Annotated in this window: 27 protein-coding genes; 3 read left to right on the top strand and 24 right to left on the bottom strand. The window is 31.2% G+C overall.

Going from position 1 to position 26,943, the window contains the following annotated elements:
• The first annotated feature begins 156 nt into the window (after nucleotides 1-156).
• Together dapF and ftsY are read left to right on the top strand one after the other, a co-directional pair.
• Nucleotides 157-981 carry a diaminopimelate epimerase gene (gene dapF / locus ACTT9D_RS04010; protein ID WP_440930320.1) on the top strand — a complete coding sequence of 275 codons (825 nt, stop codon included), beginning with the start codon at nucleotides 157-159 and terminating at the stop codon, nucleotides 979-981.
• Complete coding sequence (ftsY, locus tag ACTT9D_RS04005; protein ID WP_440930319.1) at nucleotides 981-1,898, top strand: signal recognition particle-docking protein FtsY; 918 nt, start codon at nucleotides 981-983, stop codon at nucleotides 1,896-1,898. The genes dapF and ftsY overlap by 1 nt, the downstream gene beginning before the upstream one ends.
• A 1-nt stretch (nucleotide 1,899) precedes the next feature.
• On the opposite strand, the gene ACTT9D_RS04000 is transcribed toward ftsY, so the two are convergent.
• The 14 genes from ACTT9D_RS04000 to ACTT9D_RS03935 all read right to left on the bottom strand — a co-directional run bounded on the left by ACTT9D_RS04000 (nucleotide 1,900) and on the right by ACTT9D_RS03935 (nucleotide 15,785).
• Complete coding sequence (locus tag ACTT9D_RS04000; protein ID WP_440930318.1) at nucleotides 1,900-2,718, bottom strand: alpha/beta hydrolase; 819 nt, start codon at nucleotides 2,716-2,718, stop codon at nucleotides 1,900-1,902.
• On the bottom strand, nucleotides 2,702-3,607 hold the full coding sequence (locus ACTT9D_RS03995; RefSeq protein ID WP_440930546.1) for a DMT family transporter: 906 nt from the start codon (nucleotides 3,605-3,607) through the stop codon (nucleotides 2,702-2,704). Before ACTT9D_RS03995 ends, ACTT9D_RS04000 begins: the two co-directional genes overlap by 17 nt.
• Before the next feature lie 11 nt (nucleotides 3,608-3,618).
• Nucleotides 3,619-3,795 carry a hypothetical protein gene (locus tag ACTT9D_RS03990; RefSeq protein ID WP_440930316.1) on the bottom strand — a complete coding sequence of 59 codons (177 nt, stop codon included), beginning with the start codon at nucleotides 3,793-3,795 and terminating at the stop codon, nucleotides 3,619-3,621.
• A gap of 2 nt (nucleotides 3,796-3,797) precedes the next feature.
• Nucleotides 3,798-5,126: an amidase gene (locus ACTT9D_RS03985; RefSeq protein WP_440930315.1), complete on the bottom strand. Its 1,329-nt coding sequence runs from the start codon at nucleotides 5,124-5,126 to the stop codon at nucleotides 3,798-3,800.
• Nucleotides 5,127-5,137: 11 nt separating this feature from the next.
• Entirely contained in the window at nucleotides 5,138-6,499 is a 1,362-nt protein-coding gene (locus ACTT9D_RS03980) for a TRAP transporter large permease (protein ID WP_440930545.1), read from the bottom strand.
• Nucleotides 6,489-7,079, bottom strand: coding sequence for a TRAP transporter small permease subunit (locus tag ACTT9D_RS03975; RefSeq protein ID WP_157720915.1), 591 nt, complete (start codon nucleotides 7,077-7,079; stop codon nucleotides 6,489-6,491). Before ACTT9D_RS03975 ends, ACTT9D_RS03980 begins: the two co-directional genes overlap by 11 nt.
• A gap of 91 nt (nucleotides 7,080-7,170) precedes the next feature.
• A complete protein-coding gene (locus ACTT9D_RS03970; protein ID WP_014954025.1) occupies nucleotides 7,171-8,331 on the bottom strand; it encodes a TRAP transporter substrate-binding protein in 1,161 nt (386 codons plus the stop codon).
• 125 nt (nucleotides 8,332-8,456) lie between these two features.
• Complete coding sequence (locus tag ACTT9D_RS03965; RefSeq protein ID WP_440930313.1) at nucleotides 8,457-9,251, bottom strand: DUF4198 domain-containing protein; 795 nt, start codon at nucleotides 9,249-9,251, stop codon at nucleotides 8,457-8,459.
• Complete coding sequence (locus ACTT9D_RS03960; protein ID WP_440930312.1) at nucleotides 9,235-10,308, bottom strand: ABC transporter ATP-binding protein; 1,074 nt, start codon at nucleotides 10,306-10,308, stop codon at nucleotides 9,235-9,237. The genes ACTT9D_RS03965 and ACTT9D_RS03960 overlap by 17 nt, the downstream gene beginning before the upstream one ends.
• Nucleotides 10,301-11,380: an ABC transporter ATP-binding protein gene (locus tag ACTT9D_RS03955; RefSeq protein WP_440930311.1), complete on the bottom strand. Its 1,080-nt coding sequence runs from the start codon at nucleotides 11,378-11,380 to the stop codon at nucleotides 10,301-10,303. Before ACTT9D_RS03955 ends, ACTT9D_RS03960 begins: the two co-directional genes overlap by 8 nt.
• On the bottom strand, nucleotides 11,380-12,228 hold the full coding sequence (locus ACTT9D_RS03950) for a carbohydrate ABC transporter permease (protein ID WP_014954021.1): 849 nt from the start codon (nucleotides 12,226-12,228) through the stop codon (nucleotides 11,380-11,382). The genes ACTT9D_RS03955 and ACTT9D_RS03950 overlap by 1 nt, the downstream gene beginning before the upstream one ends.
• A gap of 3 nt (nucleotides 12,229-12,231) precedes the next feature.
• The gene (locus ACTT9D_RS03945) at nucleotides 12,232-13,095 is read right to left on the bottom strand and encodes a carbohydrate ABC transporter permease (protein ID WP_041487695.1); all 864 of its coding nucleotides are present in this window, start codon (nucleotides 13,093-13,095) and stop codon (nucleotides 12,232-12,234) included.
• Nucleotides 13,096-13,166: 71 nt separating this feature from the next.
• The gene (locus ACTT9D_RS03940; RefSeq protein ID WP_440930309.1) at nucleotides 13,167-14,705 is read right to left on the bottom strand and encodes an extracellular solute-binding protein; all 1,539 of its coding nucleotides are present in this window, start codon (nucleotides 14,703-14,705) and stop codon (nucleotides 13,167-13,169) included.
• Nucleotides 14,706-14,723: 18 nt separating this feature from the next.
• Nucleotides 14,724-15,785 (bottom strand): NAD(P)-dependent alcohol dehydrogenase, encoded by a 1,062-nt coding sequence (locus tag ACTT9D_RS03935; protein ID WP_440930308.1) that lies wholly within the window; start codon nucleotides 15,783-15,785, stop codon nucleotides 14,724-14,726.
• Nucleotides 15,786-15,925: 140 nt separating this feature from the next.
• Here ACTT9D_RS03935 and ACTT9D_RS03930 point away from each other — a divergent pair, with 140 nt between their 5' ends.
• Nucleotides 15,926-17,014, top strand: coding sequence for a GAF domain-containing protein (locus ACTT9D_RS03930; RefSeq protein WP_440930307.1), 1,089 nt, complete (start codon nucleotides 15,926-15,928; stop codon nucleotides 17,012-17,014).
• Here the strand turns inward: ACTT9D_RS03930 and ACTT9D_RS03925 are convergent.
• From ACTT9D_RS03925 to ACTT9D_RS03880, 10 genes are all read right to left on the bottom strand, one after another.
• On the bottom strand, nucleotides 17,011-18,222 hold the full coding sequence (locus ACTT9D_RS03925) for an MFS transporter (RefSeq protein ID WP_440930306.1): 1,212 nt from the start codon (nucleotides 18,220-18,222) through the stop codon (nucleotides 17,011-17,013). The genes ACTT9D_RS03930 and ACTT9D_RS03925 overlap by 4 nt on opposite strands.
• A gap of 6 nt (nucleotides 18,223-18,228) precedes the next feature.
• Nucleotides 18,229-19,182, bottom strand: coding sequence for a 2-hydroxyacid dehydrogenase (locus ACTT9D_RS03920; RefSeq protein ID WP_440930305.1), 954 nt, complete (start codon nucleotides 19,180-19,182; stop codon nucleotides 18,229-18,231).
• A 7-nt stretch (nucleotides 19,183-19,189) separates the two neighbouring features.
• Entirely contained in the window at nucleotides 19,190-20,479 is a 1,290-nt protein-coding gene (glcF, locus tag ACTT9D_RS03915) for a glycolate oxidase subunit GlcF (protein ID WP_440930544.1), read from the bottom strand.
• Nucleotides 20,479-21,759, bottom strand: a complete 1,281-nt coding sequence (locus ACTT9D_RS03910; RefSeq protein WP_440930304.1) for an FAD-binding protein — start codon at nucleotides 21,757-21,759, stop codon at nucleotides 20,479-20,481. The genes glcF and ACTT9D_RS03910 overlap by 1 nt, the downstream gene beginning before the upstream one ends.
• Complete coding sequence (locus ACTT9D_RS03905; protein WP_440930303.1) at nucleotides 21,713-23,206, bottom strand: FAD-linked oxidase C-terminal domain-containing protein; 1,494 nt, start codon at nucleotides 23,204-23,206, stop codon at nucleotides 21,713-21,715. Before ACTT9D_RS03905 ends, ACTT9D_RS03910 begins: the two co-directional genes overlap by 47 nt.
• Before the next feature lie 4 nt (nucleotides 23,207-23,210).
• Nucleotides 23,211-24,374 carry a pyridoxal phosphate-dependent aminotransferase gene (locus ACTT9D_RS03900; protein ID WP_440930302.1) on the bottom strand — a complete coding sequence of 388 codons (1,164 nt, stop codon included), beginning with the start codon at nucleotides 24,372-24,374 and terminating at the stop codon, nucleotides 23,211-23,213.
• Nucleotides 24,375-24,377: 3 nt separating this feature from the next.
• On the bottom strand, nucleotides 24,378-25,529 hold the full coding sequence (locus ACTT9D_RS03895) for an alpha-hydroxy acid oxidase (RefSeq protein ID WP_440930301.1): 1,152 nt from the start codon (nucleotides 25,527-25,529) through the stop codon (nucleotides 24,378-24,380).
• An 8-nt stretch (nucleotides 25,530-25,537) separates the two neighbouring features.
• Nucleotides 25,538-26,071, bottom strand: a complete 534-nt coding sequence (locus ACTT9D_RS03890; protein ID WP_440930300.1) for an acyloxyacyl hydrolase — start codon at nucleotides 26,069-26,071, stop codon at nucleotides 25,538-25,540.
• Nucleotides 26,068-26,430, bottom strand: a complete 363-nt coding sequence (locus ACTT9D_RS03885) for a cytochrome c-type biogenesis protein (RefSeq protein ID WP_440930299.1) — start codon at nucleotides 26,428-26,430, stop codon at nucleotides 26,068-26,070. Before ACTT9D_RS03885 ends, ACTT9D_RS03890 begins: the two co-directional genes overlap by 4 nt.
• Nucleotides 26,427-26,943: DsbE family thiol:disulfide interchange protein (locus ACTT9D_RS03880; RefSeq protein ID WP_440930298.1), on the bottom strand; the 517-nt coding region annotated here is incomplete at its 5' end. The genes ACTT9D_RS03885 and ACTT9D_RS03880, both read right to left, overlap by 4 nt.

The following is a 26,943-nucleotide window of genomic DNA, read 5'->3' as shown; positions in this document are numbered from 1 at the left end:
ATAACGCACAGCAGTAATCGCACTAGTGGGCGAACCCTCGCTGACTAGTGTCGATCTCTTTGTTTCCAAAGACACCGCAAATTTAACGTTTTTGCGGAAACTGCTGCAAATTATAATAGAGGTTCAAAAAGTCAATAAATAAGTTAAATAAGATATATGAACATTAAAGCTTACAAAATGGATGGTTTAGGTAATGATTTTGTAATTATAGACGCTAGATCTGAGGAAATTGAACTTTCTAATGATCAAATAACTAAAATTTGTGATCGTGATTATATTGGCTGTGATCAACTTATTATTTTAAAAAAAAATCAAAACACCGATGCATCACTAATTTTCTATAATTCAGATGGAAGTATTTCTGGAGCTTGTGGTAACGGGACAAGATGTATTGCTGAATTTTTGAATAAAGAAAATAAAAAAGAAACAATTGTTCTAACAACATCTTCAGGTGAATTAGTTTCAAAAATTTTGGGAGATCGACTTGTGAGTACTGAAATAGGTATACCTAAACTTAAATGGAATGAAATTCCCTTGTCAAAAGATATGAACAGCAAAAACTTGCAGATAAAAATATCAGATAAAAATGGAAATGATTTCATAGGCGGTACTGCGGTTAATGTTGGAAATCCACATGTAATTTTTTTTGTTGAAGATATTTCAAAATTTGAAATTAAAAAGATTGGTCCAATAATTGAAAACTCTGAACTATTTCCAGAAAAATGTAATGTTACTATTGCTCAAAAAATTAATAAAGATCATATAAAAGTTAATGTTTGGGAAAGAGGAGCAGGTCTCACTAAAGCTTGTGGTACGGCAGCTTGTGCAACCGCTTATGCTGGTAAAATAAATCAATTAACTGGAAACAATACAGATATTGAATTTGCAAGTGGAAAACTATCTATTCTTATTGATGATAAAGAAAGTATTCACATGAAAGGTCCTGTCTCAGATATTAAAGAAATAAATATTAAAATTTAATGGGTATATTTGAAAAGTTTAAAAGTGGTTTTAAAAAAAGTGCAGAAGCTTTTTCATCTGGACTAAAAGAAATAGTTATTAAAAAAGAAATTAATGACGAAACACTTAGTCAAGTTGAAGACTATTTAATTTCATCTGATGTCGGAACCGTTGCAGCATCAGAAATTAAAGAAATAATTTCAAAAAAAAAGATAGATCCTAGTAAAGAAGTAACATCTGAAATCAATTTAATTTTAAAAGAATACATTATCAACTTGATGCAACCTTTGGAAAAACAAAACTTTTTTGAAAAAAAAGATCACTTAAATGTAATTTTAATCTCAGGTGTTAATGGTGTAGGCAAAACAACTACAATTGGAAAAATAAGCAAAATTTTTAAAGAAAAAGATAATAAGGTAATATTAGCAGCATCAGATACTTTTAGAGCTGCCGCAATAGAACAATTAGATAATTGGGCAAAAAAGATCAATGTTGAAATAGTAAAATCTTCTCAGGGATCCGATCCTGCTTCAGTTGCTTATAAGGCGGTTGAGCAAGCAAAAAATAATAATTTTAATCAAATAATTATTGATACTGCAGGAAGACTTCAAAACAAAAAGAACTTAATGGAAGAATACAAAAAAATTGCAAATGTAGTTAAAAAAGTGGAAAGTGATGCTCCACATGAGGTTATCCTTGTTCTAGATGCAACTTCAGGACAAAATGTAATAAATCAAGTGGAGGAATTTAATAAAATTATTCCAGTTACAGGTTTGATAATGACAAAGTTAGATGGTACTGCAAAAGGTGGGATACTAATAGCAGTATCCAAAAAGTTTAAACTTCCAATAATTGCTTTAGGATTAGGTGAAAAAGAGGATGACCTACAAATATTTGATTCTGAAAAATTTGCTGAAGTATTTACAAATATTAAATAAATTAATTTAAGCTTTTTATAAAAATATCTAACTCATTTATTAATTTATCATCATACTCCATCATATGATTGTCTGTTTTAGTTGAATAAAATGTTTTTGGCTCGTTAGCTATTTCAAATAATTTTTTTCCCATATGAAATGGAACTATATTGTCTATTTCTCCATGCATAATTAATATCGGTGAATTTATATTCACTATTTTACTTTTATTTTCATATCTATCTTTAAGTAAAATGTTTACTGGAACATATGGATAAAATGTTTTAGCTGCATCTATCATAGAAGTAAATGGTGTTTCTAGAATTACACCTGCAAAATCCCTTTTTTGTGCAAGATGAGTTGCAATACCAGTTCCTAAAGACTCTCCATAAAGGATTATATTTCTTTCTTTAACTCCATTATTTAATAACCAATCAATTGCACTTTTGCCATCTTCATATAAACCCTTTTCATTTGGTTTTCCTTGATTTCCACTAAAACCTCTCCATGCAATTATTAGAATATTTAAATTCAACTTATCTAGTGCATTCAATTTGTAAATTCTGTTTTCTAATAACCCAGCATTTCCATGAAAAAATAATAAAGTTTTAAATTTGTTTTTGTCTTTTTCATAATACCAAGCATTAAGATCCAAATTATCTGAAGTTTTTATTTTAATTCTATCTACTTCTATTTTTAAATTATCGCCAAAATAATTATTTTCATTAGGGTGATATAATAAATTTCTTTGATAAAAATAAAGAAAAAGTAGAAGCAAAATATATACTGTTGGTATCGCAATTAAAAAATACAAGAAAATATCCTTAATTTTTTTTTTCATTTTTTCTTTTTGCTAAAAATACTCCAAAAAATACTAATATAGTTCCAATCAAATGATAAAATTCAAATTGTTCGTTAAATAAAAAATATCCATAAACAGCACCATAAACTGTAAAAATATATAACGTAAAACCAGTTATAGAAGCACCTAATCTTTTTTGAGCCATTGTGTACAAAGTAAATGCAATAATCCCTGGTGATATAGCAGCAAAAATTACCCAGGCAAAAAAATCAGAATTAAATGAGGTAGGTTCAAAAATAAATTGCTCAATTAAGTAAAATGGCATTAAACTCAAAGCGCCAAAAAAAGCTACAAGAGTGAATCTTTGAAAGATCGCTAAATCTGTTCTCCAATAAAATAAGTATATAGAATAAAGCGCCCATCCTATTGCAGCACCTAACATCCAAAGATCACCAACGGTAAATTTCAAACTTAATAAGAGATTAACATCACCTTTTATGATGATAGCAAACACACCGATTAAACATGAAACAAGCCCAACAAATTTTGTCAAATTTATTTTTTCATTAAAAAAGAAATAAGAAATTATAATTATAAAAACTGGTGATGAAGTATAAATAATCCCCATATTTGTTATTGTGGTAGTTTCACCTGCTAAAAATGGAAATGCACCACACACACCACATCCCATAGCGCCTAAAAAAAATAACTGTTTATACTCTTTTTTGATAATCTCTATGTTTTTAGCTAAAGCTGAAAATGTAAATGGAAGTAATATTAAAAATACAGTTACCCATCTCCAAAAAGCGAGTGACAAAGGAGGCACATACTCAACCCCACCTCTTGCAACAACAAGATTACTCGCCATAAAAATAGGTTGTATTAAAAGTAAGGAATAACCAAATAAATTTTTGTTTCTGTCTTTCAATTTATAGAGGTTTATTTTTTATCAAAAAAAGCTTCGTAAACCATCATAATGATGGCAACACCCATCAGAATATAAACTGGCAAAACATCTATAAAACCAATCATCATTGATCTAGTAAGCGTAGTTGCTAATCCAATTAAAAAAAATATTGCAAAAGATAATCCAATTATGGTTGTTATTTTATTCATAATTATTCTTTACACTCCTTTTCTAACCAGTTTGCTACTCCTAAAAATCGGTGATCATCATATTTATCACCAATTATTTGAACTCCTAATGGTAAGTTATTTTCTCCCTCAAGTAAAGGAAGAGATATACATGGTGTGCCCATGTAAGACCAAACTTTATTAAACTCAGCTGTCCCAGTACTCTTAAGTCCTTTGGGTGCAACACCTGGACTAGATGGTGACAAGACTCCATGATAATCTTCAAATACTTCTTGGTAAGACTCATAACTTCTCTTCATAAAATCTATAGCTTCAGCGTATTCTTTAGCAGAATGTTTATTTCCATTTGCTATTGCATCTTGCATATATTTTGAAAGTTTCTTTTTATACTTTTTATAATAAACAGAAAAATTATTTGCTAAGTCTGTTTCGTGTATTATTTGATGATATTTATGGATATCTTTAAAATAAGAAGGAGTATCAAACACCTCAATATTTTTTGGAAATGATTTAATAAAATATTCAAATGCACCTTTAGATTTTTTATCAATCAATTTCCAATATTCAGTTTTATAAAAAATAAATTTTGGTTCAAACAACGGTCCTTTTTTTGTCTCCTCTACAAAATTATCTGCAGAATAATGAATTGTTGCAGGATCATATTTGTCTTTTTTAATTAGTACCTTTGCAAGCATGGCAACATCTTCTACAGATCTTCCAAATACTCCCATATGGTCAAGATTATAAGAAGTTCTCAGTACACCATTACGTGAAATTAAACCATAAGTTGGTTTGTAACCAACGACACCACAATAAGAGGCTGGTCTAATTATTGAACCACCTGTTTGAGATCCAATTGAAACTGGCGCCATAAAAGAAGCAACGGCTGCAGCCGAGCCACTTGAAGAACCTCCTGGTGTCCTTGAATTATCATGAGGATTGGTTGTCGCTGGTGGTCCTAAAAAAGCAAGTTCTGATGTTGCAGTTTTTCCCATTACTAATGCACCTGCTGAATGTAACATATCAATTATTTCAGCATTTTGAGAATAAGACTTACCTTTTCTAATAACTGTTCCACACTCTGTAGGCATATCAATTGTTCCAACAATATCTTTTACAGCAACTGGTACTCCGTGAAGAGATCCTAAAGGTTTTCCTGATCTTCTATGTTCATCGGCTTCTTCAGCTTTTTCTAATAAAACTTTTTTGTCAAAATGAGCCCAGGCTTTTATATCTTTCTCATATTTTTCAATTCTTTCTATGAAAGCCTTACAAACATCTACTGATGATAACTGGGCATCTTTTATTTTAGTAGCTAACTGCTCTAAGCTTAAAGAAATGATCTCTGACATTTAATTTAGAATTAATTTGCAAATAAAGTTTCTGGTAACCATAAAGCAATACCTGGGAAAATATACATTAACACCATAGCAAAAATAACAATTGCTAAGAAAGGCATAATTCCTCTAAATATATCCATCAATTCAACATTTTTTGCCTGCACACCCTTTAAGTAATATGCTGACATTGCCATGGGTGGTGTTAAAAATGAAGTTTGAAGATTCAACGCAATTAACATTGCAAAGAAATATGGATTTACTCCAAAAAATTCTACTAATGGTAAAAATATAGGCACAAAAATAATTAAAATTTCTGTCCACTCTAGAGGCCATCCTAATAAAAATATAATCAACTGAGTAATAATTAAGAATTGCCAAGGCTGTAAGTTAAGAGATTTAAAGAAATGTTCAAAAACTTCATGACCTCCCAAATAAGAAAATACTGATGCAAAAGTCCAAGATCCAATAAACAGCCACATAATCATAGCTGTTGTTTTTGCTGTTAAAAATACAGACTCTTTGAAATTTTTCCATTTTAAAGTTTTATAGAAATAAGAAAGAACTAATGAACCAAATGCACCTACCGCTGCTGCTTCTGCAGGAGTTGCAATACCTGCTAAGATAGTTCCTAAAACTAATATGATTAATGAAAACAATGGTAAGAAAGAAACCAAAACTTCTTTCATAATTACTGCTGTTGGCGGTATTTCCTCAGCTTTTGGTTTTGGAGCTATTGAAGGATTAAAATAAGCTCTAGTGATTGCATATATTATATAAAGCCCAGCTAACATTAAACCTGGGAAAATAGCGGCTGCAAATAATCTTAATGGAGACAATTGAGCAATTACCGAATAAACTATTAACATAATGCTTGGTGGAATTAAAATACCAAGACATCCACCAGAGCAAATTATACCTGATGCAAATTTTTTGTCATAACCAGCTTTAACCATTGCCGGCCAAGCTAATAATCCCATTAAAGTTACTACAGCACCTATAATACCTGTGGCTGTTGAAAACAGAGCACATGTAATTAATGCTGCCACTGCCATAGAAGCAGGTAACCTGTGTGACGCTAATCTGATTGCAAAAAATAATTTTGCTACAATACCTGCACGTTCAACAAGATAACCCATAAATAAAAATAAGGGGACCGCTGTTAAAACGTTGTTATCCATAACAGTGTATGTGTTTTGAACAAAAAGTTGGAATATTCTATTATCAAATAAATGTTCCATTTTAGTTGGATCAAAATAAGCGTAATATCCAAATCCAAGACCCATAGCCATTAGTGTAAAAGCAATAGGAAAACCCAATAGAACTGCAAATAAAAACAGTCCCATCATCATGATTGCAATCTCTGGATTTGTTAAACTAAATAACATCTTCTTTGTTTCCTTCCTGAGAAGTTCTCATTAAAATTTTTTCTGTTTCTTCAGCATCACCCTGGGCATTTCTTTCTGGCCATGAACCTGTTTGAATACAGATTATGCATCTAAACACTTCGCTTACTCCTTGAATAGATAAAAGAGCGCCAGACAAAGGTATTAAAGATTTTGCCATATAAATTTGTATTTGTGCTGGGCTATTCCAGCTTGTTTCTTTTATTTTCCAAGCTAAAGCAGCGTATTCGTAACCATAAAATGCTAGAGCCAGAACACCTGGAAAAAAGAAAATAAAGTATAAAACAATATCTATCCATGCTTGTGTTCTTTGTGAAAATAATCTGTAAATCACATCTCCTCTTACATGCGCTTCTGTACAAAGTGTGTAAGCTCCAGCCATCATAAATATTGCTCCGTACATTTGAAGACTGAAATCAAAATTCCATAATGTGGGTGCATTTAAAGCATAAGCCATAAATACTTCGTAACAAGTTCCACCCATTAAAATCACAATACACCAAGAAAAAGCTTTACCCATTGAAACACTCAATCGGTCAGCAAATTTAATGTAGGATCTCATCATAAAGGACAATTAATAATGTATTGTAACTAATAATCAAATAAAAAAGGGGGGCAAAAGCCCCCCTTTAAATCATTTTAAATTAAACTAACTACAGCTTAACTTTTCCAATTGGACCAAACTCATTTTCGTACGCAAGTTTGTAATTCGGCTGATTCATTAGTAAGTATTTCATTACTCTCTTAGCGTAAGCTTTTTGTGAATCAACGATCTTCTTAAAGAATGGGTCTTTCTTATTGAAATCACCAATTACTTTATCCCAGCCTTTTAATTGCTCAGCTAGGATCTCGTCCGATGTTTGGTAAACATTTACTTTGTGCTCGTTCATTAACTTAGCTAAGTCAGCTGAGTATCTTACAAGAGCTTTAAAGTAGTTATCACTGTTTGCAGCGTAAGCAGCATTTTTCAATATTGCTTGGTGTGCAGGTGATAAACTGTTGTATGTTTTTTTGTTAACCGGTATTTCAAACATCTCTTGTGATTGGTGGAAACTTCCTAAGTGATAATGCTTAGAAACGTCTTGCATACCAAACTGAGAGTCTGAAGTTGGGTTGTTAAACTCAGCAGCTTCAATCAAACCAGTTTTCATTGCTGGTTGGATTTCACCACCTGGTAATTGTCTAACTACCATTCCCATTGCTGTAAGAACGTTAGTTGCAAGACCAACTGTTCTGTACTTCATACCTTTTACATCAGATACTTTAGTTACGTTCTTTTTGAACCAACCAAAAGGCTGAGCAGGCATTGGCATATGGAAGAAACCGATGTAATCGAAACCTACTTTTGCTAAAGTTTCATCGTACAGTTTTCTACCTCCACCGTACTCCATCCATCCCATTACTTCTTGAGATGACATTCCGTATGATGGACCTGTTCCGAATAAAGAAGCTGCTGCATTCTTTCCGTACCAGTATGCAGTCACCCAGTGACCCATATCTACTACACCTGAACTTACAGCTTGTCCGATTTCAGAAGTTTTTACAACTGCACCAACTGGTTGTAGATCGATCTGTAAAGATCCACCTGACATTTCTTTAACCATGTTACAGTAGTCCCCTGCCATTTCAAAAAAGATGTTTGCACCTGATGGCCATGCAGCTTGCATCTTTAATACTTTAGCGTGAGAACCAGCAGTTGCGATGTTTGGCATAGCAACTGTTGCTGCAGCTACAGCACCAGCTTTAGCAGCAGTCTTAAAGAACTTACGTCTTGAAGAAGTTGAATTCTTCAATGATTTTTTTTCTTTAATCATATTTCTCCTTGTTATTTTTAGTTAATTAACCAGCGGGCATCTAACCAAAATACGACTTTAGAATCAATTTAAAATAGGTGTGCAATAGTAGGTAATTGTAACTTTATTCAACTTTAAGGTGTATTTTAATTATTTTGAAATGTTAAACTTGCCCAATAGCTTATCCAATCGGAAGATAAATTTAATTCGGGCTTATCTTTTGCTTTAAAAACTAAAACTGAATTAATTAAATAAACTCTCTCTTTAAATGTAGTTAAATTAAACTTTCCTTCATTATCTGTTTTTAATTGTTCAGTTAAAATTTCGCCGTTTTTATTTTTGCTGAATATTTCAACAGGCCAATTTTTTACTAACTTACCATTATGAAAAACACCAAACTTTAGTAAGTTTTTATCAACTTTGCCCAAAAGGATTATTTCAAAATCTAAAGTAGGCTTTTCAACAAAAAAACTTGAATTATCAAAATTTAAGATTGTCTTTGCAAATCTTTTATAATGTTCGGTTGGAATTTTATTTTGGTCATAGTTTTTGATAATCGCAGTTAGATTTTGCTCTTCTAAAAAATTCTCAAAACCCTTTAAACTTCGGTATTTAAGAAGTGTAAAATTATTAACATAAGTAAAAATATTAAATTCTTTAGAAATATTAAAAGTAAAAGCTGGAAAACTACCATCTTTCTGTTCAAGATTTATCCTGCCTTCTTTATTGTTTTCTTTATACAATTTGTCTTTAAATTTTTTTTTAAAACCAAACTCTGTTCCTATGAATTCTGTACCAATTTTTATATGAATGATTGAACTATCAGAGCCTGTATTAAAATTTTCAGGTTCTAGCCAAAATTCATGAGCATTAGCATTTAAAGAAAATGATAAAAATAAAAAACTTTTGATGATAATAATTATTCTAAATAAGTTTTTCATCTTCATATACACAACATTTTTCTGCTGGAATATAAAGATTTACCTCATCATTTGAAATAGGTTTTTCTCTTTCAATTTTAGATTTTATTGTAAAATTTTTCATTGTGGCGGTAAGTAATTTAAAATTACCAAAATCTTCAACCTTTTGTACTTTAGCCTTAACAGTATTATTTCCTTCTTTGTCTGCTAAATCAATAAATTCTGATCTAATTCCTAATTTTATATTTTTGTTTTTTACTTTTGATAAATTTGTATTTGTTTTTATTTTTATATCACCTACTTTTACCTCAGTTTCTGATGCAACCTCCGACTCGAATAAATTCATTGCAGGTGATCCAATAAAATAACCTACAAAAGTAGTGTTTGGTCTTTCAAATAAATCTTTAGGGGAACCTGTTTGTACAACCTCACCTTCGCTCATTACAATTATATTATCTGCAAAAGTCATAGCCTCATTTTGATCATGAGTTACATAAACTAAAGTTGTTTTGTACTGTTCATTAATCTCTTTTAAATTTCTTCTTAATCTAAATTTCAAATCAGGATCAATTACTGTTAAAGGTTCATCCATCAAAACTGCAGCAACATCCTCTCGCACAAGGCCTCTACCTAAAGATATTAATTGTTTTTGATCAGCTGTTAATTTTCTTGCTGGTAAATCTAAATAAGAATTTAAATTCAAAGTTTCTGCAACTGAGTTTACTCTTTCATCTATTTTAGATTTTGCAAAATCTCTGCATTTTAAAGGAAATGCCAAATTTTCAAAAACTGTCATCGTGCTGTAAATAACTGGGAACTGAAATACTTGTGCTATATTTCTGTCTTCTGTTTTTAAATCTGTAACATCTTTGTTATCAAATAATATTTTTCCTGCTGATGGACGTACAAGACCAGAAACAATATTGAGCATAGTTGTTTTACCACATCCAGATGGTCCTAAAATTGCATATCTATTTCCATCTTCCCACGTCATTGAAAAAGGATTTAATGCGTAAATCGGATTAGGATCGTTTGGATTATAAGAGTGAGAAATATTACTTAAATCTATTTTAGCCATTTTTACTCCTAAATGGTGAAGAAGCTAAATCTCCGTTTGAATTAAACGCATAAGCTTTTTCAATTTTAAAATTTATTTTTACTTTGTCATGAATTTTAAAATTCATTACTTCTTCAATCGACATGATTAGTTTTGTGTTACCTTTTTTTAAATGAAGAAGAGTTTCCGAACCACTTATTTCAGCTAACTCAACTTCAAACTCATATCCTTTTTCGTTTAATATAATATCTGAAGATCTAAGCCCAATTTTAAAACTTTTATTATTTATATTATTAAAATGTTTTGGCGCACTAATTGATATACCCTCAAAACCTACTTCACTTTCTAAAATTTCAGCATCAATAATATTCATAGGCGGATCATTTGAAATTTCAGCCACCTTTAAAGAGTTAGGATTTTCAAAAATTTCTTTTGCTGGACCTACTTGCAAAACTTTTCCTTCATCTAATACAATCACCTCTCCATTTAACTCCATAGTTTCTCTTGGGTCTGTTGTAGAATAAATCAGAATAGTTTCATCTGATAATCCCTTTGAAAATAGGTTTTTGAATTCTTCTCTTAATTGTTCTCTTAATTTGTAATCTAAATTTACTAGCGGTTCGTCTAATAATAAAATTTTTGCATTCTTTACTAATGATCTAGCTAGTGAAACTCTCTGTTGTTGTCCTCCCGAAAGTTCTTGAATTTTTCTATTCTCATAACCAGACAGTCCTACAGATTTAAGAGCATCTGTAACCTTTTCATTTATTACATTTGTTTCCATTTTTCTTTGTTTCAAAGGAAATGCAACATTTTCAAAAACATTTAAATGAGGATAATTTATAAACTGCTGGTAAACCATAGCTACATTTCTTTCCCATACAGGCGTTTTAAGAAAATCTTTTCCATCAAAATCTATTTCTCCACTATCTGGTGTTAGTAGACCAGCTATCGTTTTAAGTAATGTTGTTTTACCGGATAAAGTTCTGCCTAAAATTGTATAAAGATTTCCATTTTTAAAATTAAAAGATACATCATTTAAATGAAACTGATCTGTTGGTTTATAGGATAAATTTTTAGCAACCAGATCCATTATTTAATAGCTCCTGATAAATTTCCTTTTGACAAATACCTTTCAACTATAAATGCAACGATGATTAAAGGTGCAACAGATACTAATGCTGATGCAGATAAACTCCACCAAGGAGTTACTGATGAATTTAAAGCCACAATTTTAACTGGTAATAACTGAACTTCTGTAAATGTTAAAATAAATGCAAAGAAAAAATCAATCCAACCAAAAATAATACAAAACATACCAGCAACTATTAAGCCTGGTATTGAATTTGGTAGAACTACTTTTAAAAATGCTTGATAAGGATTACATCCATCTATTAATGCAGTTTCATCTATTTCTTTTGGAACCTTATTAAAGAAATCAACCATGATCCAGACAGCTATTGGCATTAATAAGACTATGTAAACAACAATTAATCCTGAAAGACTATCAAGCAAATCTATGGAACTTAAAAATAAAAAGAATGGGATCGATAAAACAATAGGAGGCATAATTCTTTGAGATATAAAGAAGAATGTAATGTCATTATTTTTTACAAACCCAGCTTTAAATGTATATCTTGATAATGCATAAGCTGACAAAGTTCCAAGAATAATACTAATTAAACTTGCTGTACATGTAACGAACAAACTATTGAAATATGGTTCTACAATGTCCACACCTCCTTTAGCTGGAGATTTTATTAAAACTTTCCAACCTTCTAAATTTGGTTCAAAGTCAACCCAAGGAATATAAGTTACTCCCGCATTAACAGATTGAAAATCTTTAAATGATGTTGTTAACGCCCAAAGAAATGGTGCTACTACAAATATTGTCCAAAAAACTATAAAGAAATATTTTAAAAATATATAAAGTTTATTCATCGTTTATTCTTTTAATAGCAGTTTTGTTAAAACTTTAGCAATGATTGTTAAGCTTATGATCATTATAATCAAATATGTAAATGACATTGAAGCTGCATAACCCATTTGAAATTCCCTTAATCCTTTAATGAAAATATAAAAGCTTGAAGTCTCTGTTGAAGTTCCAGGACCACCTGAAGTTAAAACATAAACTGTATCCATAATTTTAGACGCTTCAATTAATCTAATAATAATTGCGCCTATTGATATTGGAGCCATTAAAGGAAATGTTACATAAATAAATTTTCTCACTGGACTAGCACCGTCAATAGCAGCAGCTAAAAAAGGTTCTTTTGGTAGTGATAATAATCCTGCTAACAATAATAAAAACATAAATGGAGTCCACTGCCAAACTTCAACGATGATTACCGTAAACTTTGCGATAACTGGATCTGTAAGCCATTTAGGTGATACACCAAAATTAGACAAAATATCATTTACTGGTCCAAGCGACTCGTGAAAGAAAGTTCTCCATATTACAGTCATGATGACTGGTGTGGTCATCATCGGAATTAAAAACAAAACTCTAAAAAATCTTTTAAATTTTATATCTTTCCAAACCATATGTGCTAAAGCAAAACCAATCACATATTGAAGAATTACAGTTGTTACTGATAAAAAACTTAATCTAAAAAATGATTCCCAAAATCTAGGATCATCTGTAAATAATCTTATATAATTTTCTAAACCAATAAAATCTAATCCAGGATTATAACTATTCCATCCTGATAAACTTAACCTTACTACAAATATTATTGGAAAAATTAAAATTCCTATAAGCACAAATAAACCAGGAAACAAAAAAAAGTATTTATGCTTAAAGTTCATGTGTAAAATTGGATTATATAATTTTTGTTTAATGTGGCCATTAATTTTAATGGCCACATAAAGTTAGTTAACTATAGTTCGTTGTCTTCCATTTTGACACCAACAGCATAGGCTTTTTGTACTGCTTTTTTACCTACTCTGCTTACAATTGCTTCCCACTCTTTAGCAACTTCATCTAATGCAGCTTGAGGAGACAATTGTCCTGCAAGAGCTTTTGAAGTTCCTGTAGCTACAGCACTTGTAAATTCAAATACACCTGGAACTCTTAGAGGGAAAACTCTGTTGTTACTTTTTTCCATATCTAAAAGTGTTTTAGTGTAACTGTTAGCGATCTCTGAATCCCAACCCATGCTATTAATATAAATGTTAGGGTCAAAGTCTGAGTTCTTAAATGGGTTAACACCAAATCTACCAATTGCTAAATCAGCTTGGTGGTTTGCACCATTAGAAAAGAAGCATAGATAATCAAAAGCCATATCTTTTACTTTGCTTTTCTTCGCAACACCTACTGCCCAACCCCAAACGATGTATGGAGCTTGGTTAAATTGGTTTTCCCAGCTATTAGAAACTCTGTTCCAAACTCTGTCTGAACCTGGAAGTGGAGCCGCACCTACTTTATTTTTAATAGGACTATCATCTTGCATTGCAGCGATGAAAGCATCATCCCATGAAAAACTAAATAAAGTTTGTCCACCACCAAATGATCCAATTTCATCACCTAGACCAAAGTTAGTTCCTCCTGGAGGAACGTATTTAGTAGCTTCAACCCAATCAGTTAATGCTTCAACAAATCCTGGATTATTGATATTTGGTTTCATAGTTTCTAAATCAAAAAAGAAACCACCTGGAGTTCTAGGGTTTTTAGCATATGCAACTGATCTGCTGAAAAAAGCGGCAAACATTAAGTCATCTTTTTTCATAACTTCAGCTGAACCATATTCTTTTTCACCGTCTCCATCCCAATCCCAATCATTGAAATATTTAGCCATTTCACCATACTCTTTCCAAGTTCTAGGTACTCTTAGTTCTTTACCAGTGTCAGCTTTATATTTTTTCTGCATTTCAGGATTATCGATGACATCTTTTCTATATTTTAAATAGTGTCTGTCACCATCAACTGGATATTGATACATTGTACCATCCCATGAAGACACACCCATATGAGATTTAGTTACATCTTTCATCTCAGGTGAATTCATGTACTTTTTGGGTACTGGTGCTAAGTATCTTTTCCAATCATTAATGAAATTAGAAAATCCAAACACAATATCGTAAGGTGCTTGTCCAGCTTGAAATGGAACCATTGCTTTAGAGTACAAATCACCTGCAGGTGTATGTGTAACTTCAACTTTAGCACCAGTTAATTTTTCAAACTGTTCAGCATGTAGAGCTGTTGGCTCTCCCATTACTGGAATTGCGTGTGTATTGATTTTTAGAGTTTTCCCACTGTAGTCCTTTTTAGACATTTCTTCGTAAGAACACATTCCAGGAATATCTCCAGTCGCTTTGATATGTGGAAATTGATCACTCCACTTATCAGCGTACGCAACAGGACTGAATACCATTAATCCTGATAAAAGAGCTGTTGCGAATGTTTTTATTGTCTTCATCTCTTCTCCTTTTTATTATTATGGAACTAAGACTGCACGACCTTTAACTTTACCTTCGTTTAAGTCATGAAGTGCTTTGTTAGCATCATCTAATTTATATTCTTGCATAGAAAGCTTAACTTTTCCTCTGTCAGCTAATTCCATCAATTCATATAACTCAGACCACGTTCCTACTAAATTACCTACAATTGTTTTCTCAGAAATAATTAAATCAACTGCTAGAGATTTAATTTCTTCCCCATATCCAACAATGTAATAAAAACCACCATTAGAAGTCATTTGAATTCCCATGGCTGTAGATCCTTTTTCACCAACAAAATCGATTACAGCTTCAGAACCTTTTCCTTTTGTAAGTTCTTTTACTTTTTCGATTTCATTACCATCAATTAAAACTCCGTGATCGCCACCAAGTTCCATTGCATGTTTCAATGCTTTTTCAGATTTTTCTACAATAATAATATCTGCAGCACACATTGCTTTTAAACATTGAATTGCAATATGTCCTAAACCACCAGCTCCAATTATCGTACAGCTTTGACCTGGCAACAAATGTCTTGTAGCTTTCTTTACTACTCTGTAAGCAGTTAAGCCAGCATCTGAAAAAGGCGCAACATCTTTTGGTGCTAAAACTTTTGGAAGTTTGATTAAATTTCTAACACTTGTTTTTAATAATTCAGAATATCCACCTTCTTTAATACTTAAACCTGGAAATGCACCTCCAGCAGCATGCATATCATTACCTCTTCTGCAGTCTAAACATGTGCCATCTGTTCCCGATATTAATGGGTGAAGAATCACTGGATCACCTTTTTTAAAATCAGTAACGTCTTTACCAACATCTTCAACCCAACCTGCATTTTCATGACCCATTACACATGGTAATAATTCGCCATCAGGATCTTGAATATGTTTCCAAACTCCTTCAATAATATGTAGATCAGTTCTGCAAACACCTGCAGCACCAATTTTTACAATTACATCAGAAGCCTTTTCAATTTTTGGATCAGGCATTTCTTTATTAGTTACCCAGGTCTGTTCTTTCATCTCTGGGTCATATTTATGTAAAACTTGAGCTTTCATATATTTTATCTCCCTCTAGTAGGAAGACTATTAAATTTAGAGAATTTAAAGGAGTCAAACTGATTGAAAGATGTTCAGAAAATTAACATATACAACCTACGGTTGGTTGTTTAAATTATTAAAAAAATTTAATGTTGGGCATGCCAAATTTATCAACGGTAGAAAAAGAGTTTAAGACAATCTTAAAAAAAAGAGAAATGTTAACCGCTAACATGAACTCTGAAATTTCAGACAGCTGGGCAAGATGTATTTCTAACGGTTTAGATCCATTTAAACGACCAAAGAGAAGTGTAATATCATTTCAAGAATTAGAAGAAATTAGACAAAAAAAAGAGAGCATAAGAAAAATTATTATTCCAGAATTAGAACTTTTATATTCTCAAGTTGCTGGCACGAATTTTATGGTAGCCTTCTCTGATAATGAAGGCTTAGTTTTAGATACAATTTACGACAAAACATGTTTAGATGGGGATGTAGGAAAAGCAGTAATACCTGGATCTATATGGTCAGAAAAAGTTTGTGGAACAAATGGTCTTGGTCTAGCAGTTGCGTTACAGAAACCAACTATAGTTTCTGGCAAAGAACATTTTTTTACTAATCATGAAAAAATTTCATGCTTTGCAAGTCCCATAATCAATCATGAAGGAAAAACAGTTGGAATAATTGATGCATCAACTGATGCAAGGTCAAGAGAACAACATACTTTGGCATTAGTAAATCTTGCAACAAGAAGTATTGAAACAAAATTATTTATTGAGCAATTTAAAAGTGAATTAATTCTAAATTTCCATCCAAGACAAGAATACTTATCCACTACCAGCGTAGGCTTGTTAGCAATTAATGGTGACGGAATAATAGTAGGATCAAACTCTAATGCGAAAATTATGTTACATGGTTTAATGGATATTAGGAATCAAGATTTTAATAATATCTTTACGGAGTCATTTTCATCGATAGCTAGCAATATACTGAACAATAAAATTATTAAAGTTACTGACTATTTAGGTTCATCAGTATTTGTTGTCAAAAATCAGAATTATAATGGTGAGAATAAAAAACAGATCATTCAAAATATAAAAACATATGCTTGTGAAGATTGCAAAGATGCAAAGATGAAAAGAGAAAAATGCATATTAATAAAATCTACTTTTGCACAAACTCAAAGTATATCTAAAACTGCTAGAAGGCTAGGTATATCTAGAACAACTGTTTATAAACACTTGAATTAATTTTTGCTTTTAAACAAAAAGAACAGATAAGAAAAAAACGATGTCAATAATACAAACGACATTGCAATTTTAAATGAATTTTCCTCAGAAATATTTATTTTCATACCTAAATCAATAATCAAACCTATTACCCATTGTAAAACAAAAGCTCCAACAAAAAGAAGCAAATTAAATGATGTTAATGCCTTACCAGCATTATTTAATGGAAATGCCATTCCAACAGCTGGCTGAGTTAAAGATAAAAATATTGAACTAATACCAAAAATTGCCCAATGAATTGCTCCTGCTTTAGAACCTAATAAAATTATTACAACTAAAACAATTAAATTTAATGGAGCTCCCCATCTTAAAAGTTTTACTGCATCAGAAATATTTTTAGAAAACCTTGGTATGTAATAACCCCAAAGTAAAAAAGAAAATAACAAACTAGAATAAAGTAAAAATAAACCCCTAGCACTTTCCTCAGGTGTATATCCTGAAACTCTTGTTAACCATGGTCCAGCCCATAATGTTTGAATAGCAAAAAGACTACCATAATTAAAAAAGCCCATAGGAACCAAGCTCTTGAAAAAATCGTTATTCCAAATATCACTCAACTTCCCTTGCTTTGAGTTTTGATCAAAATTTGAATTTTCCCATTTTGGAATAAATAAAACGATCAAAACAATACAAATAAATGTTATTATTGCTAAATTTGTAAAAACACCTCTCCATCCAATACTTGGTAATAAATACTGTACAGGTAAACTAGAAGATAACATACCGATTGCCCCTACCATCAACATCCACGAATTTGATCTTTGTTGTGTCTCGTCTTGAAACCAAACTCGATAGGCAGTCAGTGGGCCCATCAAACATGCTCCTACTCCGATCCCAATTAATAGTCTTGATAACAACAATATTTGAAAGTTTTTTGCATTAGCAAATAATATTATTCCTACTATTGTTAATAATAAAAAATAAGAAACAATTTTTTTAGGACCTTTAGAGTCTAATAAGTATCCTAATGGAATTTGAACACTAGCGAAACCTAAAAAATATGCTCCACTTAATAATCCTAAATCTCCTGCAGATAAATTAAACTCTGAGACTAATTCTGGTGAAATTGTTGCATTAATTGCTCTAAGTAACGTAGAAATGAAATAACCAAGAGCAAAAACTAAAAAAATTATTATAGCTTTTGATTTTGTTAAAACTGGTTTTGGCATTCCAGTTTAATTTACTTTATTTTTGCAATTTCCTGTCTTGAAAAATTCATCAAGGTTGTCTATCGCTAAGTTACCCATTGCTATTCTTGTATCCTTAGTGGCACTTCCTAGATGAGGTAAAATAAATACAGATTTAATTTTATTATATCCTGGATTTAAATTGGGTTCGTTTTTATAAACATCTAAACCTGCTGCATAAATTTTTCTTCTATTTAAAGCATCAATTAATGCCTCATCATCTACTATATCACCTCTTGCAACGTTAGTAATAACTGCACCTTTTGGAAAATATTCTACTGTTTCTTTATTAATCATATTTTCAGTTTCTTTAGTAGCTGGACAACAAATAGAAAGAACATCAGATACAGAAAACAAACTCTTGATATTGTCGTGGTAAACAGCGCCTTGCTCTTTATCCTCACTCAACTTTGATCTATTATGGTAATGAATCACCATACCTAAAGACCTTGCAATGTTTGCAATTTTTTGACCTATTCGACCCATGCCTAAAATTCCTAAACGTGTACCTGTAAGCTGTTTACCAATTAAATAATCTGCAGACCATTTCCAGCCACCTTCTCTAGCAGATTCTATTCCTTCGGAAGCTCTTCTGCATGCTCCTAAAATAAGTAATATTCCAATTTCAGCTGTTGCATCAGATAAAACCTCTGGAGTATTTGTTACAGCTATTCCTCTTTTTTTAGCAGCTTCTAAATCTATGTTTCCAAAACCAACTGCAAAATTTGAAATTATTTTTATTGAGTCTGGAAGTTTATTTATTGTATCAGCATCCATCTTTTCAGTTAATGATGACAGAATTCCATCACAACCTTCACTCATTTCAATTATTTTTGATTGTGAATATAGTTCGTCGTTAGTATTAAATTTTGCATCAAATAATTTTGCAGCTTTATCTTCGCTTTCTCTAATTAATTTTCTTGTAACTAAAATTTTTTTCATAGCTCTCCTATTTTAAAACCTCTGGTTTTGGACCACCTGTATACCAATCTAAAACTTCAATTGTATGCAAAATTGGAACTTTAGTACCATGAGATATTTGTGTAATACAACCTATATTTCCTGTTGAAATAAAATCTGGATTTAAACTCTCTATATTATTAACTTTTTTCTTTAATAGTTGTTTGGCAATTTTTGATTGTAAAATATTATATGTTCCAGCTGACCCACAACAAATATGACCCTCTGGAATTTCCATAATCTCATTATTAGTCTTTTCTAGTAATGAAATTGGTTGAGCATGAACTTTTTGACCATGTTGCATTGAGCAAGCAGAATGATAGGCAACTTTATATTTTTTATCTTTAATTATAATATCAAGTTTTAAACTTTCGAAAAGATACTCAGAAACATCTTTGGTTAGCGATGATATTAATTTTGCTTTTTTGCTTAATTCTTTATCATCTCTAAAAATAAATCCATAATCTTTCATAGTTGTTCCACACCCTGAAGTATTAGATAAAATTGCATCTAAATTGCCTCTCTTGTGTTCTTCATACCAAGTATTTATATTATTTTTAAAGTCTTGATGCGCATCATCTTCTTTGCCCAAATGATGATTTAACGAACCACAGCATCTTATTTGTTTTGGCACAATAACCTCAACCCCGTGTCTGTTTAATAATCTTATTGTTGCTTCGTTAATTTGTGGAGAAATTTCTTTTTGCACACAACCGGTTAATAAAGCAACTCTAGCAATTTTATTTTTTCCTTTCGCTTTATAAATTTCTTGAACCGGTAAAGTTTTTTTTGGAAATGATGTTGGCATTAACTCAATCATATCTTTAATTTTTGTGGGAAATAAAAATTTAAATGGCTTGATAAGTTTCACACCATAACTTGATAATTTAAAAATTTTTACATTTGGAAGAGTAATAGATAAGAAATATCTTATAAGTCTATCAAACAAAGGTCTTTTGTAATTTTTTTCAATATATTTTTTTCCATGATCTATTACGTGCATATAATTAACACCTGCTGGACATGTAGTCATGCAACTGTAACAAGATAGACATCTATCAATATGCTTAACCACTTTCTCATTGGGTTGCTTATTATTTTCAAGCATGTCTTTAATCAAATAAATTCTACCTCTTGGACCATCTAATTCATCACCTAACAATTGATGTGTAGGACATGTTGCATTACACATTCCGCAGTGAACACATTTTTTAAATATTTTTTCTGTAGATTTATTATCAGAGTCTTTTAATTGTGGTTCTGTAAAATTTGTTTGCATTATACTCCTCTATACATCTTGCCTGGATTAAATACCCTCTTAGGATCAAAACTTTGTTTTATTTTTTCTGAAATGATCAATCTTGTTTTATCTATTGTAAAAATAGTTTCTTCATAATCATAATCTTGAGCTGGCTTAATAATAGTAAAATATCCGCCAAGTTTTATAGCTAATTCTTTCATCTCTTTAATTTTGTTATTTTTTTTTGATGGAACCTCAATCCAAAATAAAGCACCACACCAATCAATATAATATTTAAACTTGCTTCCCAAATGTTTCATCATTTCAATACCTGACGCAGGTTCTATAACTAAACGTATAAGATTATTTTTTGTTTTAGAAAATAATTCTAAGTTATTAACTTTTTTCCAAAATGGAGCTGATTGATAACTTTCTAAAATTACACTTTTAAATTTATCTAATTCTAACTCTTCACTTATACTTTTTATTTTTTCTCCTACTGAAATTTTATCTCCTTCAACTCTCAACGCTAAAAATGAATTCTTAACTTCTAAATCATTAAATTTAAAAACTTCATTCTTATTTTTTTCAATATCTGTATCTTCTGGTTCACTTGGAATAAAAATGGCACCAGAAACTTCGCTACTAGAATCTGATATTTTATCAAATATATCATAAACTTTGCTTGGATCATCAACATCAATAACAATTGTATTTGATATCTTTTTTTTTGGTAAAACCTTAAGGGTTATTTCTGTAAGAGCAACCAAAGTGCCGAACGATCCAGCAACTAGCTTTGATAAATCATAACCCGTAACATTTTTCACTACTGTTCCACCTGATTTAATTATTTCTCCTTTTCCATTCACTCCTCTAAAACCAAGTACATGATCTCTAACACTTCCTACTTTAAATCTTCTTGAACCAGCATAATTACAGGCAAGATAACCACCAATTGTCCCTTTATTTGATTTACCATTTTCAATAAATCCAAAATCAATTAATTCAAATGCTAATTCTTGTTCATTTTTCTCTAATTCTCTTTCAATATCTTCTATCAAAGTGTTTGCTTTAACTTTGATATACAGTTCTTCTGGATAATATTCGATAATTCCAGATAGTTTTGATAATGAAATTTTATTCGCTGCTTGTGTTTTGTTTCCAATAAACTTTTTTGAATTTGATCCTATTAATTCTGCTGAAGAATTTTTATCAAAAATATCCTTTACAAGAATAGAAACTTCATTCTCATCATTTGGAAAATAGGTATTATTAGAATCTTGGAAGATCTGGGAATTTGTTCTTACTTGTGTGGACATGAACCCTTCCTTCCTCTGCACATTTTCTTAGAATTGGATAAACCTTTCCAGGGTTTAATAAATTTTTTTCATCTAAAGATTTTTTAATATCGAGTTGTTGCTGAATATCTATATTATTAAACATTTCACACATTAGTTCTCTTTTTTCTATTCCAACTCCATGTTCTCCAGTAATAACTCCACCTAATTTTACGCAAGTTTTTAAAATTTCAGCTCCAAATTCCTCTGTTTTTCTTAACTGTTTTTTGTCACTGCCATCAAACATAATTAATGGGTGTAAGTTTCCATCGCCTGCATGAAAACAGTTTGCAACGGGTAAATCATATTTTTCAGAAAGTTTTTTTATTTCGAGAAGAGCTTCTGCAAGTTTTCCTCTTGGTATAACTCCATCCATACAATAATAGTCTGGAGCCATTGCTCCACATGCTGGAAACGCTGCTTTTCTACCAGTCCAAAATTTTAATCTTTCTTGTTCATTTTTACTAAGTTTTAAACTTGAGCAATTATTTTTCTTAGAAATTTCACTTACTTTTTTTAATAACTCATTTACTTCAGACTCTGTTCCATCAAGCTCTACAATTAAAAGTAGTTCTGCATCTCTTGGATATCCTGCTTTACTAAAGTTGTCAGTTGCTTCAATTAATGCTCTATCCATAATTTCCATACCTGCCGGAACAATTCCGCTTGAAATTATTTCTGATGCTGCATCACCACCTTCTTTAATTGAAGGAAAACCAATCAATGCAGCTTTAACTACTTGTGGTTTTTTTAATATCTTTACTGTTACCTCTGTAACAACTCCTAATAAACCCTCGGATCCACAAATTAATCCCATCAAATCATAACCTTCTTGATCTAATGCTTTTCCACCAAATCTACAGATGGTTCCATCCATCATTACCATTTCAACACCAAGAATGTTATTTGTAGTTGTTCCATATTTAAGTGAGTGTACTCCACCTGAATTTTCAGCAACATTACCTCCAATAGAGCAAGCTAATTGACTAGAAGGATCTGGTGCATAATAGAAGCCTTTGTGTTGAACAGCATGCGTTATTCCTAAATTTGTTACACCTGGTTGTGTAACGACACATTTATTTGGAAAATCTATATTTAAAATTTTATTAAATTTTCCCAAACCAAGAATTACTGCATCTTGTAATGGTAATGCTCCTCCAGATAATCCTGTGCCAGCACCTCTTGGAATTACTTTAATATTTTCTTTATGACAATATTTTAAGATTTCACTTACTTCATTAGTATTTTCAGGTAGCACAACTGCTAAAGGTGTTTGAGTGTATGCAGCTAGCGCATCCGTCTCGTATGGTTTGATTTCATCTGCATGACTTAAAACATTTTCTGGATTTGTCAGCTTACATAAATTTTTAACAATAGAACTTTTGTTATCTATCGTTTTTTGATCAATTTTTGGTAAAGCTAACTCCATTTATTTATCCAAGCATTTTTTTAATATTATCAATTGCTTGAGAAATATTATCTTGTGATGCAGCAAAACTAAATCTGACATAATCGCCCGAAGTTTTACCAAAAGCAGTTCCTGGTACTATTGCTACACCTGCTTCATGCATTGCTTTATGACAAAATTCCTCACCATTCATACCTGTTCCAATTACCTTAGGAAATGCATAAAAAGCACCGCCAGGCAAACTACACTCGACACCTGGAAGACTGTTTAAACCTTCGTGAATTAGTTTTCTTCTTTGAGTAAATTTTTCCATCATGTGATGAATTGAGTCATCTGGACCATCTAATGCAGCAATACCAGCAAACTGGGCAGCAGCATTTACACAAGAAACACTGTTTATTAAAAGTTTATTAACATGTTCAACTAAATGCTCAGGCCAAAAACTCCATCCTAATCTCCAACCTGTCATTGAATAAGCTTTACTCCATCCTTCTAGGACAATTAGTCTATCTCTTAATTCTGGGTAATTAAAAAAAGTTGGCATTTCTTTACCATCAAAAATTTGTCTGCTGTAAATTTCATCACTAAGAATTGTTACATGTGGATGCTTCTTTAATCCCTCTGCTAACTTATCAATTTCTGACTTTTCTACGAAACTTCCAGTAGGATTATTTGGGTTAATTAAAATCAACAATCTTGTTTTGTCAGTGATTAATGAAAGAATTTTATCTGCACTAAATTTTAAATCTTTGTCTTCAGTTAAATCATAAGGAACAGCAGTAGATCCAGTATAATTAATCATCGACTCATAAATAGGAAACGCTGGAGTTGGATGAATAATCTCAACACCTGGTTCACCAAAACATTGGATTGCATAATGCATAGTAGGTTTTCCACCGGGCATGATAATTATTCTTTCTGGATCTATGTCTTGATTATAAAGACTCTTAATTTTTCTTGTTACGGATTGACGACACTCTAAAATACCGTTTGATAATACGTATCCATGATGACCATCATCTAAAGCTTTTTTTGCAGCTTCAACAATATGCTTAGGAGTTTTAAAATCAGGTTGCCCTAACCCTAAATGGATCATGGGTTTGCCTTGTGCTTCAAGTTTTTTTGCTCTGGCCAAAACGCTAAATGCAGTTTCAGTGCCTAATCTATTTAAACTTTCAGCTAATTTCATAATTTATCTCCTATATATTATTTTTGTTCTATTTAATTCACTCAAATTTTTACAACCCATTAAAACCATATTTCTATTTATTTCATCGTGCATATTTTGAAGTAACTTTTCTACTCCTGGCTGACCAGCTGCTCCCAAGGCAAATAAAAACATCCGACCAAAACTACACGCTTTTGCCCCAGCTGCAAGTGCTTTTAACACATGAGTGCCACGCCTAATTCCACCATCTAATATGATTTCTAACTTATCTCCTACTGCATCTGATATTTCTTTTACTTGATCAAAGGGAGATCTTGATCCATCAAGTTGTCTTCCACCATGATTAGAAATCATGATTGCTGTGCATCCAATGTCTATTGCTCTTTTAGCATCTTCAACTGACATAACTCCCTTAAGTGCAAAAGGCTTACCCCATTTTTTCACACAGTATTCAGCATCTTTCCAGCTCATTGCTGGATCATATTGTTCATTGATATATTCAATCACAGACTTAGCAATATTTGTTCCCTTATCTGTTTTTGTTGCAACATTTGCTAATGAAAATTTTTCATGAGTTAAATAATTAAAAACCCATTTAGGGTGCATTGCAAAACTCATTAAACTCTGCAATGTAAGTTTGGGAGGTGTTGTAAAACCTGTTCTATGATCTTTCTCTCTATTACCTGCTACTAATGTATCAACAGTTAAACACATTCCATCAAAATTTGCTCTCTTACATCTCTCGATAAGATCATCTGTAATTCCAGTATCTTTATGTACATACAATTGAAATAACTTTGGACCGCTAGATACATTTGCAATTTCTTCTATTGTTGTGTTTGCCATTGTTGACATACTATAAAAAGTCCCAAATTTTTCTGCAGCTCTCGCAGAAGCTTTATCTCCCTCATGGTGGTATAATCTTTGCATAGCTGTCGGTGATAAAAATATTGGCATATCAATTTTTTTTCCAAAAACAGTTGTAGATAAATCTGGCTTTCCAACACTAGCCAAAACATTTGGTACTAAATCACAGTCGTTAAATGCATCAGTATTCCTTCTTAAAGTTACTTCATCGTCTGAGCCACCATCTATGTAATGAAAAATTGGTGATGGAAGATTTTTTTTTGCTAATTTTCTAAAATCTGTAAAATTGTGACAATCTTTTAAATTCATTTCTTAAACTAAAATTTTTTAAGAAAATTAAACATATAACTATTTGCACCTGGATTTTTGTCTCCTAAACTTGCATTAGATAGATGATTATATGAAAAACCCACAAAACTTTCTTTTGGTAAGTTCATAGATAATTGTAATTCAGTTTTAAATTCTAGCGCATGTCCTAAATCTTTGCCATCTCCTTCATTATAATAACCAGGAGCAAAACTGGGATTAAAATTTAAATTGCCGAGATTGTACTGGGCCTGAACTCCTGTATAAAAATAACTAGCACTATCTGCTGTCATCATTGCGCCAGTAATTGGAGATAAATTTCCTAAAAATGTATCTCTATTTAAATCCTCGTTTTGATGTTGAACACCAAATAATTCTGACTTCTTTCCATCATCACTAAAATCAAACATTCCGGTATAGAAATTTAACTTAGTTGAATCGGTCTCAATTTTACTATCGTCTGCGCTAACAATATTAATTAAACCAAAGCACGCACAGATAGAAATTGTCATTACTTTTTTTTTCATCACAGCTAATATGCTCATAAATTTCTAGTTTTCAATTTTTTAAATATTATGACACCACCTATAAAAAATAACAATAAAGGTAAAATCCACAAGATATATGTATTTTTTGTTAATTCAGGATCATACAATATCCAGTTTCCATATTTTTTTTTTAAAAAAATGTAGATTTCCTCTTCTTCCATTCCTTCTTTCAATTTGTCTTCAACAACTAACTTCAGGCTATTAGCAAATTCAGAGTCAGAATCATAAACAGACTGTCCCTGACAAATTAAACATCTAAGATTTTTTGTGATCTCAATTTTTAGCTTATCGTTTTGTATTTCCCCATGTGCAGTTGAAATATTTATTAATAATAAAAAAATTAAAATTTTTTTCATTGGCTTAAAATTTTTTTAATTTCCTGAACATTGATTTCATTTATTGGTCCTGTATATTTTTTAACAATCTTATTATTAAAAACTATAAAAGTTTCTGGTACTCCATAAGCACCCCAATTTATTGATAATTTTCCATTGTCATCATTAAGAATTAAATCATAAGGGTTGCCTAAATCATCAAGAAAATTTTCAGCATTTAATTTTAGATCTTTATAATTTATTCCAATCATTTTAAGTGAATTGATATCATTTAATTCTAACAAATATTTATGCTCTAATTGACATGGTGCACACCATGATGCCCATATATTAATTAAATAATATTCATTAAGCATAAAATCTTTACTTGAAAAATTTTCATTTGATTTAAAAATTTTTGCCTCAAATTCTGGAATGTTTTTATTCAAATTTACGTTTGGCGTATAAATATTTGTTTGATTAAGACTTTTGTAAAAAACAAAAAAAATAAATATTAAAAAGAAGAAAACTAAAAATGGAACAATATTATTTTTC

Source organism: Candidatus Pelagibacter sp. (genome assembly GCF_052049815.1).
In the GTDB taxonomy this organism is placed as follows: Bacteria; Pseudomonadota; Alphaproteobacteria; order Pelagibacterales; family Pelagibacteraceae; genus Pelagibacter.
This window is presented reverse-complemented; position numbering and strand designations above follow the sequence as displayed.